Source organism: Paenibacillus sp. HJGM_3 (assembly GCF_045062745.1).
GTDB lineage: Bacteria > Bacillota > Bacilli > Paenibacillales > NBRC-103111 > Paenibacillus_AA.
In genome coordinates this window covers 120,317-141,909 of the sequence record NZ_JBJGED010000022.1, presented here as the reverse complement: position 1 = coordinate 141,909, position 21,593 = coordinate 120,317, and the positions used below count along the sequence as shown (strand labels likewise).

The following is a 21,593-nucleotide window of genomic DNA, read 5'->3' as shown; positions in this document are numbered from 1 at the left end:
GCAGGGCCGGCTCTTCTTCGTGCGCCAGCACCCAATTCGACAGCCACAGCGTCAGGCAGTCGACCAGGACGACGGAGTCGGCCGGGCGGTGCTGGCTGTCGTGCGGCTGCGCGTCGCGCGAGAGCCGCGCGGCCGTTGTTGTGGCCGGCGCGTCCGTCGCCGCCGGTGCGTGCAGTGCCGCGAGCCGCTCCGCGAGCGCGAGCGGTTCCTCCGCCGTCGCCCAGAAGCCGGGCGCGGCGCTCTCCCGCTGCGCGCGGTGCTGGGCGACGCGCGCCTCCATCTCCGCGTCGAGCGCCTGCGCCGTCGCGATGTACGTGCCGTGCGCGCCGAGCCGCACAGCGAGCCGCTCCGCGAACGCGCTTTTGCCGCTTCGCGCGCCGCCGGTCACGAGGATGTGGTTCATCGGGTCCGCTCCTATCCCTTCGAGATGCCGGCGCTCTCGAACGTCGCCATCTCGTTCATGATCTTCATCGCCACCTCGACGATCGGGAAGCCGAGCGCCGCGCCCGTCCCTTCGCCGAGGCGCATCTCCATCTCCAGCATCGGCTTCAGCCCGATGCTCGCGAGGAGCTGTCGGTGGCCCTGCTCCTGCGACAAATGCGACGGCAGCATGTACGCCGCCGACGCAGGCGCCAGGCGGCTCGCCACGAGCGCGGCCGCCGATGAGATGAACCCGTCGATGACGACGGGGCAGCGGTGCGCGGCGGCGCCGAGGATGACGCCGACAAGGCCGGCGATCTCTAGGCCGCCGACCGCGGCCAGCGCGCCGAGCGCGTCACCGCCGCCGCCGAGCCGGTCGCGGTTCGCCTCGAGGGCGCGGCGCACGACGGCGGCCTTGTGCAGCCGCTTCGCCTCGTCGATGCCGGTGCCGCGCCCGACGATCGCTTCCGCGTCCGCACCGGTCAGCGCCGCGAGCAGCGCCGAGCTCGGCGTCGTGTTGCCGATGCCCATCTCGCCGGTCGCGAACAGCCGGTAGCCGCGCTCCGCGAGGTCGCGCACCGTCTCGAGCCCCGCGACGATCGCCTCGGCGGCTTCCTCGCGGCTCATCGCCGGGCCGGCGGCGATATTCGCCGTGCCGTACCGCACCTTGCGGCGCACGAGCTGCGGGTGCTCGATGTCGGCGTTCACGCCGACATCGACGCACACCACATCGGCGCCCGCATGACGGGCCAGCACGTTGACCGCCGCGCCGCCGTGCAGGAAGTTCAGCACCATCTGCGGCGTCACCTCGGGCGGGAAGGCGCTCACCCCCTCTACGCACACCCCGTGGTCGCCGGCCATGACAATGACCGCCTTGCGCGACAAGTCGGGCGATAGCGTGCCGGTGATACCGGCCACCTGCCGCGCGATCTCCTCGAGCCGCCCAAGGCTGCCCGGCGGCTTCGTCAGCTGATCGAGCCGCTCGCCGGCGGCTTGCACCATCGCGGCATCGATCGGTCCGATGCGCCCGATCGCCTCCGCCACCAGCCGCTCCTTCTCTCCTCGCGATCGAGCCTCACTCGTTCGTTCCCCTTGATCCATCTCTGTAACCCCCGATCCTAATAGCTCTGAGGAATCCATTTCCACAAAAAATAGAAGCAATAACTGAACATTTTTCCTCTATGGCATGCGAAACCCGATGTTCCTTATCCATAAAGGATATTTTTCCATCTATTTCGTCCCATTGAAGAGACCTCGCACCTACCCCGAGGGCTGCAGCATAATCTGCGGCGCCCCGCTCACCGGATGCGCCAGGATGATCGGCTCCGTCCCGTAGACGTCGGCGATCAGCTCGCGGCGCATCACCTCGACCGGCGTGCCGACCTGCGCGACGGCGCCGCCGTGCAGCACGAGCAGCCGGTCGCAATATTGCGCCGCCAGGTTCAAGTCGTGCAGCACCGCCACGACCGTGAGGTCGGCTTCCCGCTGCCAACGGCGGACAGCGTCCATCATCTGCAGCTGGTAGCCGATGTCGAGGTACGTCGTCGGCTCGTCGAGCAGGAGCAGCTTCGGCTGCTGCGCCATCACCTTGGCCAGCGCCACGCGCTGCCGCTCGCCGCCGCTCAGATGCTCCAGCGTCCGCTCCGCTAGAGCGTCTAGGCTCAGCTTCGCCATAATCGCATCGACCAGCGACGCGGTATCCTCCCGCTCCTCGCCGAGCCAGTTCTGGAACGGGAAGCGGCCCATCTCGACCACGTCGCGTACGGTGAAGCCGATCGGCGGCAGCGCGTCCTGCTGCAGCACGGCGACCCAACGCGCCAGCTCCTTGCGCGAATACGCATGAACCGCGCGCCCGTCGAGCTCCACGGTGCCGGAATCGGCCGCTTCCAGGCCCGACAGCAGCTTCAGCAGCGTCGACTTCCCGCTCCCGTTCGGCCCGATGATGCCGAACAGCTCGCCTCGGCCGACCGTGAACCCGACATCCCTCAGAATAAGCTGCCGGTCGAACGATTTGGTTGCCCGTTGTACGGTGATCATGACGCTCCCTCCTCAGCCTCTCAGCGTTTTCTTGTGCTTGCTCAGCAAATAGGCGAAGAACGGCGCGCCCAGGAACGCCGTGACCACTCCGAGCGGGATTTCCGTAGGACTAAGCGCCATCCGCGCGATCGTATCCGCCCACAGCACATAGATGCCGCCCGCGATCATGGACAGCGGAATAATGAGCCGATAATCCGGACCGACGAGGAGCCGGACGAGATGCGGCGTGATGAGCCCGACGAACCCGATCACCCCGGACACCGAGACGGCGGCCGCCGTCAGCAGCGTGGAGAAGATCAGAATGATCTTCTTCGTCCGCTCCACCGGCACCCCCAGATGCGCCGCCTGCCTTTCGCCCAAGGCGAACAAGTTCAGCGACCGGGAATACATAACCAGGACGATGAATCCTAAGATCAAGTACGGCAGTACGACCCCCGTAAACTTCCAGCCTCTCAGCGCCAAGCTGCCCATCAGCCAGAACAGGATCTCGTTCACCACCCGGTTCGACATCGACACCATGAACGACACGATCGCCCCGAGGAAGGCGGACACGACGACGCCGGATAAAATAATCGTCTCCAGCTGGAATTTGCCGTTGAAATTGGCCAGCCGGAACACGATCCACAGGCTGACCAAGCCGGTCACGAACGCCACCATCGGCACCGTCCATTGCCCGAAGAGCGCAAACTGCAGGCCGAATAAAATCAGGAATGCCGCCCCCACGGATGCTCCCGAAGCGACGCCCAGCGTATACGGATCGGCCAGCGGGTTGCGAAGCACACCCTGATAGCCCGCCCCGGCCAGGGACAGCGCCGCGCCCACCAGAATGCCGAGCATAATGCGAGGGAAACGGACCTTCAGCACGATTTGCTCGGAAGAGTCCGGCCAAGTCGGATGCACCCAGTCTCCTAGTACCGGTATATGATGCAGCAGAATGAGCCATACGTCGCTGATCGGCAGCCGTGCCGAGCCCATCGACAAGCTGATCACCAGAGAGAGAACAAGGAGAAGCATGCCTGCTCCTCCCCAACCCAACAGCTTTTTCTTCATGTTTATTTCACCAGATCGGGATAAATGGCCTTGGCGATTTCATAGAGGCCTTGCGTGATGCGCGGACCCGGACGCGACAGCAGGTTGTCGTCCAACCCGGCCACCCGGTTGTTCGCAATTGCGCTGATTTTGTCCCAGCCGCTGCGGCCGCGGATCGTCTTCTCCAGATCGGGCACGCCCTTCGCGAACAGAATGACGTCCGGGTTCGACTGGATGATTTTCTCCTCGCTGATCTGCTTCCAGCCGGTCAAGTCGGAGGCTACGTTCACCCCGCCCGCGATCGTGATGAGATCGTCCATGAACTCCCCTTTGCCGACCGTCCAGCCCGGGGAGAACTCGATGTACACCTTCTTCTTTTGGTCGTCCTTCAGCCCTTTGACCGCATCGACGACCTTTTGCTTCTCGGCCTTCATCTGGGCAATCACTTTGTCCGCTTGCTCCTGCGTATCGGTAATGCGGCCGTACAGCGCAATGCGCTCGATCGCCTGATCCACCGTCTTCGGCTCTACCGAGAACAAGTTCATCTTGAGCTCGGTCAGCTTCTCGACCGATTTTTTGTTGAGCGACAGGCCGGCAAACACGATGTCGGGATTGGCCGCTAGAATCGCTTCGGAATTGCCCTGCAGGTTGCCCATCTTCGGCTTTGTCTTTGCTTCCGCCGGGTAGTCGTCGTAGTCGGTGACGCCTACGATTTTGCTGCCCAGGCCCAGGGCGAACAGCACTTCGGTCTCGCTCGGCGAGAGCGAGACGATCCGCTCCGGGGCTTTGGCGAACGTCACTTCTTTGCCCGAAGCGTCCTTGACAGTCAGCGGATATACCGTCTTCTTACTGTTAGCACTTGCCGTAGCCGTCGGCGTCGCAGTCGCCGAGGCGTTCGGCGTTGCGGCAGCCTTTGCCGGGTCCTGCACACCGGTCGGCGCCCCTCCCTTGTCCCCGCAGCCTGCAGCCAGACCCATCAGCAGCGCCGCCGCCAATACCAGATACCGTGTTTTCTTCATCCTTCTCGCTCCCCATTCTTGCCTTTATAGTTGAGAGCTTGGTCTACCGAATCGCCATGGACAAAAAAGCATGATAGGAAATACAAAATACAAAAACCTCTATCCGGTCGGACAGAGGTTCAGCAAATCAAGGGAGACGTCTTGCCTCGCGCCGTGAGGCGCAAATGCAACACTAGCATTCCTGCTCCTGATTCAGCCGGTCCTTTTCCTCGAAGGATTCCATGTGCTTTTCCCTATCCAGGCAGGTCTCCTGACTTGTAGGTTCCGATCTTCCTCGCCTTCCCATCCGGACGGACAGTGGCCTTGTGAGGAACATCCCTAGCTTACAGTGGCGGGACCGTGTCGGATTCTCACCGACTTCCCTTTTAACCCCGATCTCCGGTTGAATATGCATCCGGACATGCGCGGCACCTGGCAGGTATTCCAAGTATTCGTTTGACTAAGCTTCCACGCTATGAATTATAGTGCATGCCCCTGAATCTGGCAAGTGTGGAGATAGAGTCCGCCGGCGGCGACTAAAATAAGCCAGGACGTGACATCCTACAAACGAGCAACCACTTCATAGCGAAAGGGGAATGTCCCAGTGACGACGTCCAAAGCACGCCGAGAGAATTTGGTGAAGATGCGCAAGCAAACTCAACATCCCCACGGGAAAGTGAAATCCCTGAAGGAGCTCTCCGAAGAGTAGACGCCTAGCCGCTCATGAGGCATGATTGCTTTACGGCCGGCGGAGCTTACGGCTCCCCGGCTTTTTTATCAAATCAGAATTTAATAATCACAGGGTCGCCGCAAAGTACGGGGTATTTTGGGTTGCCTGCATAGCCGACTCGCCGTGTCTACTAATCCTCCGCTTTCATAGAATACTAGGGAAGTCGACGGACAAGGAGGGTGAACGATGAACCGGACTCATTTTAAGACATTTCGCTTCCGGATCGGCAAGAACAAGTTCCTCGTCATCAAAATTCAGCAATCGGCTACGGCCAAAACGGAGAGCGGGAATGCCTTAGCGAGTAACGCCTTGAACGTTAAAATTCTCAAAGAAGTGCTGCGTAATCGCCGTCGTCGTCGCTAGCAATCCCCTCTCTCCATCGCGCTTGAAAGGGGGTGACCACTATGCCGCGCTCTAAAAAAAACAATGTGCAAAAATGGGGGAAAGGCAATACGAAAATCAAGACGAAGCAGTCCGCCAGCGCCTCCATCAACCAAGGGGGCAATGCATTCGCCATCAACGCTGTCGACATTGGCGTCGTCCGCATCCGTCCGCAATAATAACGGCCCAAGCCCGTCCGGGACTTCACCCTCCGGACGGGCTTTACTTCGTTTAGGCAGCCCGCCCGTTCACGATCCGATTGAACGAGTGAACGGTCAAGCCATAGTAGACGGCATAGATGAGCGCATACAGCGAGAGCGATGTGACGATTGGTACCGTCAGGTTCACATCGATCAGCCCGCTGAGCACGGTCGTGAGCCGAGACATCAGCACGATGCTGTGTGTCAGGCCGACGAGGAGCGGCAGCGCGAACACGAACAGCGTCTGCTTAGCGATCGAACCGTGTATCGCCCGGCGGCTCACGCCGATCTTGCGCAGGATGGCGTACCGGTCCTTCTCGGCATGCGCATCGGTCAGCTGCTTGAAGTAGATGACGCTGCCCGTCGCGGCCAGAAAGACGAGGCCGAGGAAAGCGAAGATGAACATGTCGAGACCGGCGCTCTCAAGCCCTGCCTTGTAGAATGTGGCGTAGGAGGACAGCTGCGCCTTGTCCGCCTCCGGCATGCGCATCAATTGCTCGCCGGTCGCTTCGGCCTGAGACTCGTCCTGGACCTCATAGGCCCGGTATACCACAGGCGGCACCTGCTTCGCCATCTCGGCGAACCGTGCATCGTTCACCACGAAGTAAAAGTCCGGGAACTTCCAGTTGATAACCCGGTCCTCCGTCAAATCCCCGAACGTTAGGGTCAGACTGCCTCCCGGCAACTCTGGCTGCAGCGTCTTGCCCTGAAAGTCGCGGTTTGTGAAGCCGGTGTACATAGGCCGGATGGCGATTAGTTCCCACTCGGCAGGCGGTGCGAGCATCCTGCTTTTACCAAGAGCTTGCTGCAAGCGATTGTAGGTGCTCACTGAGAGGAAGTTGAGCGGACGTTCGTCGACCTCGTAATAGCGGCTCGGCAGCATAGTCGGGTCCGAGAACGCACCTTTTGTCTTCACGACCGGAACGTCCACTTGGGCCACCACCGGATGGGATGTATCGCTGCGAATGATCCGTTCGACCTGTGCATCGAAGGCTTCACCCTGGGATAAATGCATGTAGCTGAACGGAGCCTTCCGCTCCTGGGTAATCTTGTTGCTGTAGAACTCGCTGAAGCTGGCGCCGCTAAGCAGCATCGTGAGCGTGCTGAGCAAGGTCACCATGGCGAGTGTCCGGGCGTTGCCGTTCATCCTGTACAGCAACTGAGAGATGCTGACAAGGTTCATGCCCTTGTAGTACAGCGGCTTGTGGCCGCGCGCCCGCTTCAGCACGTAGATCGTAAGAGATCGGAACAGCAGGAACGTGCCCACGATTAGGGTCGCTAGCAAAAGGACAATATTCGTTGTAAATTCGGCATTGGACTGAATATCCCGACCTGAGATCCAGTAGGCAAACCCGATGAACAGCACGGCTAGGACGGCCGTGACGAATTTGGCTTTGGGCTCCTGCTCCCCCTCCTTGTCCGCCTGGAACAGCTGAATCAGCTTGAACCTATAGATGAGCCGGTAGCTGTTGATCGACGTCAAGAGCTGAATGACCGCGAACACGAGTACGGTATTGGCGATCGCATGGGGCGAGATCCTGAAGCTCACGTGCCCCTCTATCCCCATAACCTTCAGCAGAATCATCGTGAACAGCTTGGACGAAAATGCTCCCAGTACGATACCCGCCACGATGGCGATCGCGCCCATGATGACGTTCTCGTAGAAAAGCATCCGCCCGATCGTTTTCTTCCGCATGCCCAGCAGCGCGTATAGGCCGACCTCCTTCTTGCGCTTGCGAGTGAAGAAGGCGTTCGAGTACCAGACGAACACGACGACGAACAGGAGGAGCAGGAGCGAAGCTTGCAGGAAAATGGAGCGGACGACGTTGGCCGGCATCGTGCTGGCGGCTATGTCTCCGCTGTACCGCAGCGAGACGAACGTAAAATAGATCACGACGCTGAAAATAAGCGAGAAAAAGTAGATCAGGTAGTTTTTGATATTGCCGAGTATGTTTTTGCGCGCAAGACTAAACAGCGTCACTCGTCCCACCCCCAAGCACGATCAGCACATCGAGCACCTGCTTGTAAAATTGTGTCCGGGCCGCATTGCCCCTCGCGAGCTCGGTGAACATGCGGCCGTCCTTGATGAACATCACCCGTCCGCAATAGCTCGCGGCGAAGGCGTCGTGCGTCACCATCAGAATTGTCGCCCGGTCGCGCATGTTCAAGTCCTTCAAGCACTCGAGCAGCTCCGTCGCCGATTTCGAATCCAGCGCGCCCGTAGGCTCATCGGCGAGCAGCAGGCTCGGCTTCGTGATTATCGCCCGGCAAGCCGCGGTCCGCTGCTTCTGGCCGCCCGAGATTTGGTACGGATACTGCTCCAGAACGGCCCCGATGCCGAAGCGCTCGGCCAGCGCCTGGACGCGGCGATCGATATCGCCCGGCTCGCGCTTCGCGAGGGCGAGCGGCAGCATGATGTTCTCCCGAACCGTCAGGGTGTCGAGCAGGTTGTAATCCTGGAACAGGAAGCCGAGCTTCTCCCGGCGGAACTCGGCAAGCGCTTCTTCCTTCATGTCGAGGATGCTCGCTCCGTCGATGGCGATCTCCCCGGACGTGGCCTGATCGATCGTGGCGAGCACGTTCAGCAGCGTCGTCTTGCCGGAGCCGGACGGCCCCATAATGCCGACGAATTCTCCTTCGCGCACGGTCAGGTCGATCTCCTCCAACGCGGTGACGACGTTGCCTTTCGTCCCATATACTTTTCGCAGATTCCTTGCTTCTACTATCGATTTCATCGTACAGCCCTCCCCATCGTTGGCCGAAGTTCCTACATGCCTTCGTTCTGGCTCTATCGTACCTTCTCACCTGCAGGCCGGCCATTGAACAGGCTTACAAGTTACGGCGGCAACCTTACAACATTGTAACCTGCCCGCCCCGGATATCGTTTACAATAGGAGCATCACGCCAATGCTAATCGGATCCGGACTCCGGCCGATAGGAGGACATGACGGATGAAAATCATGATCGTGGAAGACGAGCGCACCATTGCCGAACTGGTCGGCGAAACCGTACAGAAATGGGGCTTCACCCCTGTGCTGGCCCAAGACTTCGAGCAGGTGCTGCAGACGTTCGTGAGGGAAGAGCCGCAGCTCGTGCTGATGGATGTGAACTTGCCCGCCTTCGACGGGTTCTATTGGTGCCGGCAAATCCGTCAATTGTCTCAAGTGCCGATGATCTTCGTCTCCTCGCGGACGACCCCGATGGATATGATCATGGCGATGAACATGGGTGGCGACGATTACATCCAGAAGCCGTTCTATCCCGACGTGCTGATGGCCAAGATCAACGCCTTGCTCCGGCGCGCCTACTCGTACATGGAGATCAGCTCCGACGTGCTGGAGCATAACGGCGTCGTGCTGAATTTGCGGGACGGCACCGCCTTGTGCGGGGAACAGAAGATCGAGCTGACGAAGAACGAGTTCAAAATATTGGGCATCCTGCTGCGCCAGCACGGTACGATCGTCAGCCGGGATAAGCTCATGCGCAGCCTCTGGGAGGACGAGAGCTTCGTTGACGACAATACGCTCACCGTCAATATGACCCGGCTGCGCAAAAAGATGGACGAGCTCGGCAAGCTCGGCTTCATCGAGACACGGAAAGGACAAGGGTATATCATTCCATGAGCTTCTATCGTTATGTATGGGACAAGCGGTTCTTTCTCCTCTTTACGATGTTGGTTCTGATGTTCGAATCGCTGCTCATGTACGTGAGCGGCACCCGGGAATCGTCCGCAACGCTTAGCAACATCGCGTATGCGAACGCGGGCGTCTTGTTCGCCGCCATCGTCTATCTCGCGGCGGGCTACTTCTACCGGCGGCCGTTCTATCGGGAGCTGGAAGCGGTAATCCGACATTTGACCCATCCCCCCGCCGCAGGTGCCGGCACGGCTGCGACCGTCATCCCTGCCCTGCCGGAACCGCAGACCGCCGGTCAAGCGGTATACCTCGAGCTGCTGAACCAGCTTCAGCGCGATCATGCGGAGAAGCTCGGCCAGCTGATGCAGGAGAAGCGCAGCCATCAAGATTTTATTATGTCCTGGATTCATGAAGTCAAGCTCCCGATCGCCGCCAGCCGGCTCGTCCTGCTGCACAGCGGGGGCAAGTCGGTCGACTATATCGTGGACAAGCTCGAAGACGAGCTGGACAAGATCGACCATTACGTCGAACAAGCACTCTACTACTCCCGCATCGACTCGTTCTCGAGAGATTATCTGATCACGGAGATCGAGCTAGGGTCCATCGTGAAAGAGAGTGTGAAGAAGGCGGCCAAGCTGTTCATCACCAAGCGCATCCGGTTCCGGATGGAGGAGGAGCCGAAGCGTGTCTACAGCGACGCCAAATGGCTCGGGTATATCCTCGACCAGCTCCTCTCGAACGGGGTCAAATATACGGAAGCAGGCGGCGAGCTCTCCGTCCGCTTCGAGGAAGACGCCCGGGAGCGGAGGCTGATCGTGCAGGATACCGGGATCGGCATTGCGCCTCAGGACCTGCACCGCGTGTTCGACAAAGGCTTCACCGGGTCCAATGGACGCACCCACGCCAAGTCGACGGGGATGGGACTGTACTTGGCCAAGCAAATGGCGCTCAAGCTAGGGCACGACCTCTCGATCGAGTCGCAGGAGGGCGTCTATACGCGGGTTACCGTCCATTTTCCGAAAATCCGCACGCTCTATACCAGGGCGGATTCGTAATGCCGCCGTGAAACCAAACGGGCCACCGCCCCGATTCCCGAGACGGTGACCCTATAGGCAGGCGCCTGCTATTTCTCCATAATCGCCTTCAACACTTGCTTCGATTTCTCCTTGTCCTTCGCACGGAACGGGACGAACGCCATGACTTCGCCGCCCTTGTAGCCGAGATCCTTCAGCCACTTCGTGTTCGTGACCGGCACGCCGTACAGCACATCCTTGTACACCCCGGCCGGGTAATCCGCCTTCTTGAACGTATCGTCCAGGCTGATGTAGCCCTCCTGGCTCGCGAACGCGTCGAACTGCTGCTTCGGCACGACGAACAGTCCGTTCTCTCCGGCCGCCAGCTCTACGATCAGCTTGTCCATATTGAACATCGGGCTGACGAATACTTCCACGGTAGGCTGCTCGCCCACCTTCTCCTTGAGGGACGCTTCCATCTCCTCGCTTTTGTTAAACGGCGAATTCTCGGGAAACATGACGAATACCGGCACGTCCGATTTCGGTCCGCCACAGCCGGCCAGCAGGCCTACGACCATCATCAGTACAAGGGCAAGCGAAATTTTTTTCTTCCACATGATCCGTTTCTCCCCTCAGGCTCGTCTCCGGTTGAATCTCTCTCTTCCAACTATCAACCCTATCATATCATATCGGACACCGGCGGGAAAACGTGAGGAATCTTCCACCGCAGCGGCCGAATGCAACAATAAAAGCCCGTCTTCGCCGGCAAGCGAAAACGGGCATGGGTTCGTGCTGAGCAGCGCGGTCTACTTGGACTGGCGCATGTATTCGTTGATTTTCTCATCCAGCTTCCGGCTGATCTCGACGACAATCTCAGCGGTCAGGGACTGATTCTCCATGAACGCCTGCTCCATGGACCTGCGCAGATCGACAATTTCTTCTTCGAGCGATCTGCGTTCCGGCTCCGCGGGCTTGGAGGCCAACTTCTTCACCTGGTACGACCATCGAATCGGCTGGGAAGGCTCCCGGACTAGCGTGGGCTGGGATAACCGAACCATGTTTGTTTCATAATACATAGAAATCCCTCCTCCCGCTTCAATCTTTTAGACAAAGATCGTGAAGAAACCCCACAAAGCGACGTGTACATACGCAGCATTTTCCTTTACCTTTGCGGGGGCCCCGGGCAAGCTGACGTGCAGCTAAGTCCAATATACCAGAATTTGCCCGATTGAGGGAGTGCCTAATGTACTATCCATTGCAAAATTCGCCAGTTATCCCACTCTGATTTTGTCGACGAAGCTTCCGATGCGGTCGAGCGCTTCGGTCAGCTGAGACGTAGAAGTCGCATAAGAACAACGGATGTAGCCTTCTCCGCCTTGTCCGAATACGTGTCCGGGAACCGCCGCGACCTTGCCTTCATACAACAGCCGCTGACAAAATTCCTCCGAGGTCAAGCCTGTCGATTCGACAGACGGGAACGCATAAAACGCGCCTTTCGGCTCATGGCACTCCAGGCCGATCTCGCGAAAGCCCCGGACGACAAGCCGGCGCCGCTGGTTATAAGCCTCAACCATGCGCTCCATCTCTTCCATGCCGCTGGTCAGCGCCGCGTAGGCGGCCACTTGCCCCATGACGGGCGCGCACATGACCGTGTACTGATGAATCTTGAGCATAGCGGCGATCAGCTCTCGGTGGCCGCACGCATAGCCCATCCGCCAGCCGGTCATGGCGAACGCCTTGGAGAAGCCGCTCACGAGGATGGTCCGGTCCTTCATGCCCGGTAAGGAAGCGAAGCTGACATGCTTCGAGCCGTACGTGAGCTCGGCATAGATCTCGTCGGAGATGACGATCAGATCGTTCTCCTCGACGACCTTCGCGATTGGCACCCAATCCTCGCGCGTCATGATACCGCCGGTCGGGTTGCTCGGGTAGCACAGGATGAGCACCTTGGACTTCGGCGTGATCTTGGCGCGGAGGGACTCGGCCGTCAGCTTGAAATCGTCCTTCGCGAACGTCTCGATGCCGACCGGGACACCTCCGGTGATCGTCGTAATCGGCGAATAGGAGATGTAGCACGGCTCCGGCACCAGGATCTCGTCCCCGGGGGAGATCAGTGCGCGCAGGGCCAGGTCGATCGCTTCGCTGCCGCCGATCGTGACGATAATCTCGTCCTTCGGCTCATAGGCGACGGCGAATTGACGGTGCAGGTACTCCGCGATCGCTTCGCGCAGCTCCGGCATCCCGGCGTTCGGCGTATAGGCGGTACGCCCCCGGTCGAGCGAATACACGCAGGCTTCGCGGATGCGCCACGGCGTGACGAAGTCGGGCTCGCCCACCCCTAGAGAGATAATGTCCTTGCTCCCGCTCACGAGATCAAAAAATTTGCGGATCCCCGATGGAGGAATATCGCGGACAACCGGCGACAAATAGTCGCTCATCGACTTGGAAGCAGCCGTTCCCGGCCGCAGTTCGTCCTGATTGATCATGGCCATCGCTTCCTTTATGGTGAAATCTGCATCCGGTGATCATCGACGTGTTCCTCGAAGATGATGCCGTCCTGCTTGTATTTTTTAAGGATGAAATGCGTCTTCGTCGACAGAACGCTCTCGATCGGCGACAGCTTGTTGGAGACGAACGCGGCGACTTCCTTCAAATTCTTGCCTTCTACCTCGACCAACAGGTCGTACGCGCCGGACATGAGGTAGACGGACTTCACCTCCGGGTACAGATACACCCGCTCGGCGATCGCATCGAACCCTCGGCCCCGTTCCGGCGTAATCTGGACTTCGATCAGCGCCGTCACCTTCTCCTCGTCGACCTTGCTCCAATTGACGATCGTCGCGTACTTCACGATCACGTGATCCGCTTCCATCTCGTCGATCGAATCCATGACCGCCTGTTGAGAAACGTCCAGCATCGTGGCGATGATATCGACGCCGCGACGGGCATCCTCCTTGAGCAGCTCCAGAATTTTATGCTTCAATTCGTTCATCCGGTCACCCTCCCCATTCTCTAAAGATCGAATACGGCGCGCCTTGCAAGTTGAGGCGATATCCTCCATCATACATCAAACCCAGTTCCATGCAAAGGGAAACCCCATAAAGAGAAAGGGGCGCTTCGCCACGCCCCAAGGGTTGTCAATATTGCCGCCCTTCTTCCTTATTCTTGAACATACCCGAATGGACAAGCTTGACCTCGATCTCCACGGAATCGAGCGAGTAGTCACGCAGCGGCATACTGCCGTTCGAGGTCAGCCGGCTCCAGGCCGGAAAGGCGTCATGGTACAGGACGTGCTCCAGTGTGTAAACATCGATCGATTGCTTCTTCCCGGCTTGGAACGTTTGCTCCAGCTGGGTGCGAATTTCCCGGGCCGTCTCCTGTCTGATCGATTCCTCGTCGATCGGCTGCAGGAGCGCGTTAATGGCGGCTTTACATGTGAACCGAATGGAGAAACCCGCCTTGTTGCCGTTCGCATGGGGCACTATCTTGGCCTTCATGTTTCGGATGGAGATGTTCGCTGCCGGTTTGCCATTTTGCTCGATGGTCACGGAAGCGTGTACCGAGCTTTGCTCGACCCAGCGCACGCCCACCAGCTTCTTGTAATCGAGCCACCCTTGCAAGCTCCCGTCTTTGATCGCGAAGACGCCTCCCGTGGCGAGCTTCGGGTCCGCGCGTTCGTCTTTTTTCCACTGATCCTCCACAATTTCGAGGGAAGGGAGAAGCAGCGTTTGTCCGGGCTCCCGCAGCTCGGTTACAACTTTGAACAACCGCAGGGGGCGGATGTCGGACTGCTGGATATACGTCTCGATCGGTGTATGCAGAATGGAAGCGAGCGGCGAGAGGTTGAAGAAGGGCGTCACGGAGAACACTTGATCTATCGGCTCCTTCGTTCCGTACACCCATTGCGTGTAGCGAGTCTCCCTGAACCGGATGAGCCCGTCCAAATAGGAGTGAATGCCGTGCTTCAGGGCATTCTCCGTGAACACGATGGCAGAGATGTGGCCATAAAACACTCTCTGTTGGGCCGTCTTGAACAGGCTGTCGATCGCGTCCGACATCGTCCTCCCCTCCGCACGCCCGGTCCAGACGCCCCCGGCCCGGCTAGGCTTGCCTCCTTCCTGTTTGGCCACTTTGGAGAAATCGAGCATTTGGGCGTATATCACATACTGGTCGTCCTTGTAATCGAACCCGAGTGCCGTGAAATAATCCGTATTCGCAATCGACTTCAAGTCCCAACATCCGCTAAGGACGAGCAGTAGCGGGAACAGGATCGCCAGCAGGCGCACCATGCGCTTCAATGGGATTCCCCGCCTTTCCGTGTGGGGTCCTCCGGATGTAGGAAGGAAGGCCGCCGCTTTTGCTTCTTCCAAGGGATGGCCAACACGCCAGCCGCCATTTCTCGGAATTTGGGCGGAGACAAGGGAGTGAGATACGGGACCCCGAACGATTCGAGCGTAGACAAGTACAGCGCGAGCCCGACGACGGATAACATGAACCCATACATCCCGAACATGAAGCAGACGACCAGGATGAGGAACCGCAGGACAGTAATGCTCCCGGCAAGCGATTGGCTGATCAAGGTGAACATGGACATCGTGGAGAGGGCGGCGACAACAAGGGTGACGGGACCCGTAATGCCCGCACTGATCGCGGCATCCCCTATGATCAGGCCGCCCACGACCGCAACCGTCTGACCGACCGCCTTGGGCAGCCGCAAACCCGCTTCTCGGAACAGCTCGAACAGGACGAGCATAAGGAAGAAGTCCATCGGACCGGATAACGGAAGCCCGATTCGGGCGGAAGAGATCGTTGCGAGCAGTGGAAACGGAATTTGGTCCAGATTGAAGCCCGACACCGCGATCCAGAACCCCGGAAGGAACAGGGCGACGCACATGCCGAACAAGCGCAGTACCCGTTCCAACGCCACATAATAGAAAGGCAGATGCACGTCTTCCGGCGACTTGAGAATTTCCAACAGATTGGTAGGCGCCATCACCGCCATCGGCGATCCGTCCACGAGAACGGCAAACCGGCCTCTTAACAAACTGTCGGCCACATAATCGGGCCGGCCGACGTAGCCGATTAGTGGAAACAAGGAGAATGCTCGGTCGGCCATCGCTTCCTCCAGCTGCGCGCTGCTTAGCAAGCCGTCGACGTCCAAGACGGTCAGCCTTCGTCTGGCTTCTTCTACGACCTCGGGCTGCGCAATATCCTCGATGTACAGCATCGCGACGGTCGTATGGCTGCGCTCGCCGATCACGAATTTCTCACAGCATAGGGAAGAGGTTTTCATCCGTTTGCGGATCAGAGCCACATTGCTGGTCACATCTTCCGTGAACGCGTCGCGCGGTCCTTTAACGGACACTTCCGTGCTGGATTCTTCCGGAGTGCGGTTGGGGGGATTGGCGAGGTTTAAGGCATACACCAGCCCCGCCTCGGTGAAGAAGAGGACCAGTTCCCCACCATACACCCTAAGCATGATCGATTCCATCAGATTCGGACCCGCCATCGGATGAAGCTGCAGCGTCTTGCTTTGGTTCAAGCTGTCGGAATCGAAGACGGCCAGCCGTTCCAGCATCGCATGGAGATGGGGAAGCACCTGCTCGTTGATGCGCTTCGCATCGGCCAATCCCTCGCAGTACATAAGCAGGACCGGTATAGGGTTGTCCTCACGGCCATAAACGTATGATTCAATGACGACATCGGCCGAATTGGCGAACATATTGCGCAGTGCCTGTTCATTGAATTCGGGAAGCGTTATATCTCTCATCCGGTCTTGACCTCCTTTCGCTTACCGGGCAGGAACGCCAGGATGAGGAGCAGCAATGTGACGAACAGATTCCAGCCAAGCGACGACGGAAAATACCAGGTAGTCAATTGACGCAAAAAGGTCATATCGCTGATTGGAATTAACGCGACCGCCGTGGTCAGCAAGGAAAGCCCGATCAAAAAAAACGTTTTGCTTCGTGGCCGTTCAATGCCCATGAGATCCACAATGAGCGCCAACATAAGCGAAATGCGAACGAACGATCCCGAGAACCATTGGTAGATGGAGAAAAAATCAAGGTGGGAGATGAACTTCCCGAGTGTCACCATCCGCCATTGCTCGAACGCGGGGAAGCGCAAGTCCGCCGCCTCGAACGGACCGAACATGGCGATAGCCCCGGTCAAGGGACCGACCGTTAGCCCGATCAGAATGACTGGCATCACGAGCAAGCCTCTATAGCGGACCGGAGTGGACAGATGGTGCTGCAGAATCAATATGAATACCAGCTCGCTCAGCCCTCCTATGGTGTAAAGTGCGGATTGCAGCATGGGAGAGTAGCCGTGCGTAAAGAGAGGGGACAGCAGGGAATAGTCCTTATATTTGATATTGGCCGTCATGACAAAGTAGCCAAGCACGACAACCAGAGGCAGCAGCAGCCCGGAAGTAATGCCGATCGCCCGGATCCCAAGTCTCGCTCCGATGCAGCAAAGCAACATGAACATGACTCCAGATACGGACTTTGGCGTAGCGGGCAAGTAGGTGACTTTCGTCCAGGTAATCGTATCCCTTAAGGAGACGATCGCGTTCAGCAAGCAATAGACCGCCATTACCAGCATGAATACCTTGGAAGTAACGGTTCCGGCTTGCTCCTTCACCCAATCCGTCAGCTTACGGCCCCCTTTGCGCTTTGTAATGACATAGATAAGACTGGACCACAACAGGACAGGGACAAGCGCCGCCGACGCCCCGATCCATGCATCTCGTTTCGCCACTTGCAGCAAGACGGGGATTAATATTACATGGTTGGAAATGCCGATGGAGAGCGTCAGGATAAAGTACATTTGCAGCGCGGTTATAGTTTTGACCCGATACATAGCCGGCACCTCCTCCTGTAATCTTCTAGGGCACACATGATCCCGGATAGGTTTTCCATGGGAGGCCTAATGTATGTAACCGGCATCCATGGGCAAACGCAAAAAAGAGCCGACCCGAATGCCTTGTAAGGCAATAGGCCAGCTCACTATAGGTTCTGAATCTGTTATAAAAGGCCGGGACGACTGTACTTCCTCGCATGCAGCAGCTTGGAGATCGTCATGTCGATCGGGCTGCGTTCCTGGTACTGCGGAAGCACGACAATGGTGTCCGGAAGCGATCCTTCTGTCAGGCTCCCGTTCTCCGAGTCCCAGCTCCCGAACCCGATCAATTGCTCGCAATCGTAGGCCGCGATGACCCGCATCGTATCAGGGGTTCGATCCGGGAACCGTTCTGGAGCTGCCGATCCGCTTTGCTGGAGGAGATCGGCCAGCTTCATCGGATCGGGAAGGCGGTTATCGAAATGAATGACCATCACACATCACCTCGCTTGAAAGGTACTCTCTTATAATTATGCATAATTGCGAATTTTAATGCAAGTCATTATACATCTTATTTTATTTTCGTTATAATGGGGTCACTTACACTCTGATGCTATTTTGCGAGGGAGACCACGCCTCTGATGCAAAAAGAATTGAACCTCCACAATGAGCAAGCCTGGAACCGGCATGCATACGAAGCCTGGGTCGCCCGCTTCGGCACCCCCGAAGAAGCGGCGGCTCGCATGAAGGCGGATCCGGGCGCCCGGATCCGCTCTTTCGCCGGGCACATGGGCGACTTGCGCGGCAAGAAGGTCGCGAACCTGCTCGGCTCGCACGGCGGCAAAGCGGTCCCGATGGCGCTGCTCGGCGCCTCTGTGACGATCGTCGACTTCTCGGCCGCGAATGCCCGCTATGCCAGCCGGCTCGCCGAGGCGGCCGGGGTCCCGATCCGTTACGTCGTCGCAGACGTGCTGGAGCTGCCCGCCGAGGAGCTGACCGGCGATTACGATTTCGTGCTGATGGAATTCGGCATCCTTCACTATTTTCTCGACCTCGCTCCGCTTATGGCGACGGTCGTTCGGCTGCTGAAGCCGGGGGGCAAGCTCATCCTGCAGGATTTCCACCCGGTTTCCACCAAGCTGATCCAATCGCGCGGCACGACGGCCAACATCCGCAAGCACAAGGTGACGGGGGACTACTTCGACGCTTCGATCGAAGAAACCGAGGTCGCCTACGCCAAGTTCGTCCCAGGCTCCGAGGGTGCTTCGCTTCCGAAGGTGAAGCTGCGCAAATGGACGCTCGGCGAGATCGTCACCGGCGTCGCGAGCTCCGGCCTCCACGTCGAGCGGCTGGAGGAGGAGCCGAACGCCTCGTCGGACGTATTCGACAAGGGGATCCCGAAGACGTTCACCCTCGTTGCACGGCGTTTGTAGCCGGAACACCTACAGCCGTCAGGACGATCCTGACGGCTGTCGGCGTTTCAAAAGCGTATTATCAGCATTGGATCGCCATCTTGCCGTCCATCTTGTAAGGCAAAACTTACAAATAAGCCTAATCCCCTAACAAGGTATGACCTGTTTGGGCCGAATGGAGTTGTATTGTAAGGCTAACCTTCGTTAATAGTACTGTGTACTTGACTATTAACGAAGGTTAGCCTTACAAACGGGCGAAATCCGCTAAAATGGCGGGATTTTAGTCAAGTTCCCCTGCTTATTTGTAAATTTAGCCTTACAACGAGCGAGTACGTTTTCTACCCGAAAACCTCAAGGATGCCGGGGGAGTTTCGTGTAATTCGATTTTGCCGACTTGGGAGACGCAACCGAAACGCTCATGGGGATGCAACTCGATTTTGCCTATTTAGAACGCATTCTGACGGAGCTAGGGCTCCAATAGGGAGCTCCAATTCGACAAAATCGAATTAGAACTCCATCGGAGTCAAGCTGCCCTCGTGCAATTAGGCGAAATGGAACTACAGCTCGCCATATGCCCAAGTTCAATCGGAATTCAAAGATTTGCAGCAACCGATGAAACACTACTCCTTTCTCAACAATCTGAGTTTTCCCCACTCTCGTCGAGCGAACCCCCCGCTGCCCCGCAGCGCGCAAAAAAGCCCCGGCCAATGGCCAGGGCTTCGTACGTTAATAATCCGCGGGGCCCGGAAAGAGCCGCTACTCCCGCTCCCCAAACGCCGTGTACACATTCGGCAGCTGCACGGTGAAGCGCGAGCCGTGGCCGACCCGGCTCACCGCCGAGATCGCGCCGTGATGCGCCTCGACGAGCGCCTTCGCGATGCTCAGGCCGAGCCCGACGCCGCCGCTGAAGCGGGAGCGCGATTTGTCCGCCCGGTACAGGCGGTTGAAGATGTAGGGCAGGTCGTCGGCCTGGATGCCGATGCCCGTGTCCTCGCACATCACGAAGGTCGAATCTTCCGACCAATCTACCACGAGCTTGACGGTGCCGCCGCCGGATGTATATTTGATCGCGTTCAGCACGAGATTGGTCACGACCTGGACGATTTTGTCCCGGTCGACCTCGGCGTAGCACGGCACGTTCGTCGGCTCGAACAGCAGCCGAATACCTTTCTCCCGCGCGAGCGCCTTGTAGTTGTTGTACACCCGCCGTACGAGCTCGGTCATGTTCGTCCTCCGGACGTTCATCGTGAACCGCGCGGCTTCCGCTTCCGACAGCCGCTCCAGGTCGTTGACGAGCCGCGACAAGCGCACCATCTCGTCATAGATGTCCTGCAGCCGCTCGTTGTCCGGCTCGAACAGCCCGTCCACGATCGCCTCGACCTGCGACAGGATCGAGGTGAGCGGCGTCCTCAGCTCATGCATGAAATCCTCCATCAGGTGATGCCGCCAATCCTCCTGCCGCTTCAGCTCCGCGGTCATGTCGTTCAGCGTGATGGCCAGCTGGCGCACTTCTTCCGGCCCTCGGACCGCGATGCGCACATCCCGCTTGCCTTCCCCGATCTGCGTCGCCATCGAGTAGACGTGCTGAAGAGGCTGCGAGAGCTTGCGGGAGATGAGCAGGCTGAACACGATGGCGGCCGCCACCACGGCTCCGATCAGCAGCTTCGTCCTGGAGCGGACCATGTCCTGGAAGCCCTGGAACGCCGGATCGAGCTCGCCCTTCTGCGCCATGTTCGACAGTACGATCGTCCCTTGCACGTCGCCGTTCAGTACATAGGGCGTCTCCCGCCTCACGTCGTCGCCCGGCTCCCGGTCCGCCTTCGCGAACGTATCGAGCCACGCTTCCTTGCGGTCCTTGCTCTCGTACCGGAGCAGCACGCCGTATAGGATCGCTCTTCGTTTCAGCCATTCCTGCTGGCTGTCCTGCAGCGGTCCCGCGCCGATATGCTCCCGCCTCATGTCGTCGATGAGCAGGAAGGCGGTCTTCTCCAGGTCCCGCGACTTGAAGCTGTCGAACAGCTGATTCCAATTCATGTTGTAGAGCAAGACGAGGAGAACGATGAAGACGGTGGAGAACGTAAGGAAGGCCAGGAACAAGATGACGTTCATCTTCCGCAGCAGCCGCAGCATTCTGGTCATGGCGCTTCTTCCTGAACGTCCGGGGCGAATGCGAATTTGTAGCCGAGTCCTACGACGGTGACGATGTACACGGGAGAGTTCGGGTCCGGCTCGATTTTTTTACGCAAATTTTTCACATGTGCATCGATCGCGCGTCCGTCTCCCTGGTAGCGGTAGCCCTGCACCTTGTAGCTCAGGTCGGAGCGGCTGAACACCTTGTTCGGCTCGGCGCTAAGCACCGACAGCAGCTTGTATTCGGTCGCGGTCAGTCCCGCGCGGTGACCCTGGACGGTCGCGTCCTTCTCCTCCGGCTTGATAATGAGCTGTCCGCGGTTGTACGGCAGCACGCCCGAGTCGGACCCGCCCGACTTATCCGGCCCGACCCGGCGCATCAGGGCATAGATGCGCGCGACCAGCTCCTTCGCCCGGAACGGCTTCACGATATAATCGTCGGCGCCCAGATTCAGGCCGCGGATCGTATCGGATTCCCTCGCTCTCGAGGTGAGCATGATAATCGGCACGCTTGACTTCTCGCGGATGAGCCGGCAGACGTCCTCTCCCGGAAGCCCCTCGAGCATCAAGTCGAGGATGATCAAGTCGTGCTGGCTATAATCGAACTTGGAGACCGCTTCATGCCCGTTCGGCGTGAAGTCGGTCTCCCAGCCTTCCTTGGCAAAATAGGCGATCAGCACTTCCCTTATTTTCGGCTCGTCTTCTACGATTAAAATTCGCATGACGGTCCCCTCCTGCTGCTGTATCCCAACTCATTCTGTCAGCGGG

The 21,593-nt window shown here is 58.6% G+C and carries 23 protein-coding genes and 1 riboswitch; of the genes, 6 read left to right on the top strand and 17 right to left on the bottom strand.

The window, feature by feature from the left end:
* The 5 genes from ACI5FR_RS22760 to ACI5FR_RS22740 all read right to left on the bottom strand — a co-directional run.
* On the bottom strand, positions 1–403 hold a 403-nt coding region (locus tag ACI5FR_RS22760), incomplete at its 3' end, for a bifunctional adenosylcobinamide kinase/adenosylcobinamide-phosphate guanylyltransferase (RefSeq protein WP_405458588.1).
* Positions 404–414: 11 nt separating this feature from the next.
* Positions 415–1,422, bottom strand: coding sequence for a nicotinate-nucleotide--dimethylbenzimidazole phosphoribosyltransferase (gene cobT / locus ACI5FR_RS22755; RefSeq protein WP_405458601.1), 1,008 nt, complete (start codon positions 1,420–1,422; stop codon positions 415–417).
* Positions 1,423–1,680: 258 nt separating this feature from the next.
* Complete coding sequence (locus ACI5FR_RS22750; RefSeq protein WP_405458586.1) at positions 1,681–2,457, bottom strand: heme ABC transporter ATP-binding protein; 777 nt, start codon at positions 2,455–2,457, stop codon at positions 1,681–1,683.
* Positions 2,458–2,469: 12 nt separating this feature from the next.
* Positions 2,470–3,507: a FecCD family ABC transporter permease gene (locus ACI5FR_RS22745; protein WP_405458584.1), complete on the bottom strand. Its 1,038-nt coding sequence runs from the start codon at positions 3,505–3,507 to the stop codon at positions 2,470–2,472.
* 2 nt (positions 3,508–3,509) lie between these two features.
* Positions 3,510–4,505: an ABC transporter substrate-binding protein gene (locus ACI5FR_RS22740; RefSeq protein ID WP_405458582.1), complete on the bottom strand. Its 996-nt coding sequence runs from the start codon at positions 4,503–4,505 to the stop codon at positions 3,510–3,512.
* 223 nt (positions 4,506–4,728) lie between these two features.
* Positions 4,729–4,935: riboswitch (cobalamin riboswitch) on the bottom strand.
* A 153-nt stretch (positions 4,936–5,088) separates the two neighbouring features.
* On the opposite strand from ACI5FR_RS22740, the gene ACI5FR_RS22735 reads away from it, so the two are divergent.
* The 3 genes from ACI5FR_RS22735 to ACI5FR_RS22725 all read left to right on the top strand — a co-directional run bounded on the left by ACI5FR_RS22735 (position 5,089) and on the right by ACI5FR_RS22725 (position 5,774).
* The gene (locus tag ACI5FR_RS22735) at positions 5,089–5,193 is read left to right on the top strand and encodes a DUF6254 family protein (protein ID WP_405458581.1); all 105 of its coding nucleotides are present in this window, start codon (positions 5,089–5,091) and stop codon (positions 5,191–5,193) included.
* A gap of 207 nt (positions 5,194–5,400) precedes the next feature.
* A complete protein-coding gene (locus tag ACI5FR_RS22730; protein WP_405458579.1) occupies positions 5,401–5,577 on the top strand; it encodes a hypothetical protein in 177 nt (58 codons plus the stop codon).
* Between the two features lie 41 nt (positions 5,578–5,618).
* Positions 5,619–5,774: a hypothetical protein gene (locus ACI5FR_RS22725; RefSeq protein WP_405458577.1), complete on the top strand. Its 156-nt coding sequence runs from the start codon at positions 5,619–5,621 to the stop codon at positions 5,772–5,774.
* A gap of 52 nt (positions 5,775–5,826) precedes the next feature.
* Here the strand turns inward: ACI5FR_RS22725 and ACI5FR_RS22720 are convergent, their stop codons facing one another.
* Positions 5,827–7,776: an FtsX-like permease family protein gene (locus tag ACI5FR_RS22720; RefSeq protein ID WP_405458575.1), complete on the bottom strand. Its 1,950-nt coding sequence runs from the start codon at positions 7,774–7,776 to the stop codon at positions 5,827–5,829.
* Positions 7,763–8,530: an ABC transporter ATP-binding protein gene (locus ACI5FR_RS22715; protein WP_405458573.1), complete on the bottom strand. Its 768-nt coding sequence runs from the start codon at positions 8,528–8,530 to the stop codon at positions 7,763–7,765. The genes ACI5FR_RS22720 and ACI5FR_RS22715 overlap by 14 nt, the downstream gene beginning before the upstream one ends.
* 216 nt (positions 8,531–8,746) lie before the next feature.
* On the opposite strand from ACI5FR_RS22715, the gene ACI5FR_RS22710 reads away from it, so the two are divergent.
* Together ACI5FR_RS22710 and ACI5FR_RS22705 are read left to right on the top strand one after the other, a co-directional pair.
* Entirely contained in the window at positions 8,747–9,418 is a 672-nt protein-coding gene (locus ACI5FR_RS22710) for a response regulator transcription factor (RefSeq protein ID WP_405458571.1), read from the top strand.
* On the top strand, positions 9,415–10,485 hold the full coding sequence (locus ACI5FR_RS22705) for a sensor histidine kinase (protein WP_405458569.1): 1,071 nt from the start codon (positions 9,415–9,417) through the stop codon (positions 10,483–10,485). The genes ACI5FR_RS22710 and ACI5FR_RS22705 overlap by 4 nt, the downstream gene beginning before the upstream one ends.
* A 68-nt stretch (positions 10,486–10,553) precedes the next feature.
* Here the strand turns inward: ACI5FR_RS22705 and ACI5FR_RS22700 are convergent, their stop codons facing one another.
* The 8 genes from ACI5FR_RS22700 to ACI5FR_RS22665 form a co-directional block, all read right to left on the bottom strand.
* Entirely contained in the window at positions 10,554–11,060 is a 507-nt protein-coding gene (locus tag ACI5FR_RS22700) for a hypothetical protein (protein ID WP_405458567.1), read from the bottom strand.
* A gap of 189 nt (positions 11,061–11,249) precedes the next feature.
* Positions 11,250–11,519 (bottom strand): aspartyl-phosphate phosphatase Spo0E family protein, encoded by a 270-nt coding sequence (locus ACI5FR_RS22695; protein WP_405458565.1) that lies wholly within the window; start codon positions 11,517–11,519, stop codon positions 11,250–11,252.
* A 195-nt stretch (positions 11,520–11,714) separates the two neighbouring features.
* Positions 11,715–12,881 (bottom strand): aminotransferase class I/II-fold pyridoxal phosphate-dependent enzyme, encoded by a 1,167-nt coding sequence (locus tag ACI5FR_RS22690; RefSeq protein WP_405458599.1) that lies wholly within the window; start codon positions 12,879–12,881, stop codon positions 11,715–11,717.
* A 62-nt stretch (positions 12,882–12,943) separates the two neighbouring features.
* Complete coding sequence (locus tag ACI5FR_RS22685) at positions 12,944–13,435, bottom strand: Lrp/AsnC family transcriptional regulator (protein WP_405458563.1); 492 nt, start codon at positions 13,433–13,435, stop codon at positions 12,944–12,946.
* Between the two features lie 145 nt (positions 13,436–13,580).
* Entirely contained in the window at positions 13,581–14,732 is a 1,152-nt protein-coding gene (locus tag ACI5FR_RS22680; protein WP_405458597.1) for a Ger(x)C family spore germination protein, read from the bottom strand.
* Between the two features lie 5 nt (positions 14,733–14,737).
* Positions 14,738–16,213 (bottom strand): spore germination protein, encoded by a 1,476-nt coding sequence (locus tag ACI5FR_RS22675; RefSeq protein ID WP_405458561.1) that lies wholly within the window; start codon positions 16,211–16,213, stop codon positions 14,738–14,740.
* On the bottom strand, positions 16,210–17,304 hold the full coding sequence (locus ACI5FR_RS22670) for a GerAB/ArcD/ProY family transporter (protein WP_405458558.1): 1,095 nt from the start codon (positions 17,302–17,304) through the stop codon (positions 16,210–16,212). Before ACI5FR_RS22670 ends, ACI5FR_RS22675 begins: the two co-directional genes overlap by 4 nt.
* 164 nt (positions 17,305–17,468) lie before the next feature.
* Entirely contained in the window at positions 17,469–17,777 is a 309-nt protein-coding gene (locus ACI5FR_RS22665; protein ID WP_405458556.1) for a hypothetical protein, read from the bottom strand.
* Between the two features lie 147 nt (positions 17,778–17,924).
* Between ACI5FR_RS22665 and ACI5FR_RS22660 the strand changes: the two genes are divergently transcribed.
* Positions 17,925–18,716 (top strand): class I SAM-dependent methyltransferase, encoded by a 792-nt coding sequence (locus ACI5FR_RS22660; RefSeq protein WP_405458553.1) that lies wholly within the window; start codon positions 17,925–17,927, stop codon positions 18,714–18,716.
* Positions 18,717–19,451: 735 nt separating this feature from the next.
* Here ACI5FR_RS22660 and ACI5FR_RS22655 read toward each other — a convergent pair.
* Both ACI5FR_RS22655 and ACI5FR_RS22650 read right to left on the bottom strand, forming a co-directional pair.
* Positions 19,452–20,834 carry a sensor histidine kinase gene (locus ACI5FR_RS22655; RefSeq protein WP_405458551.1) on the bottom strand — a complete coding sequence of 461 codons (1,383 nt, stop codon included), beginning with the start codon at positions 20,832–20,834 and terminating at the stop codon, positions 19,452–19,454.
* Complete coding sequence (locus ACI5FR_RS22650) at positions 20,831–21,547, bottom strand: response regulator (RefSeq protein ID WP_405458549.1); 717 nt, start codon at positions 21,545–21,547, stop codon at positions 20,831–20,833. The genes ACI5FR_RS22655 and ACI5FR_RS22650 overlap by 4 nt, the downstream gene beginning before the upstream one ends.
* Positions 21,548–21,593: the final 46 nt, after the last annotated feature.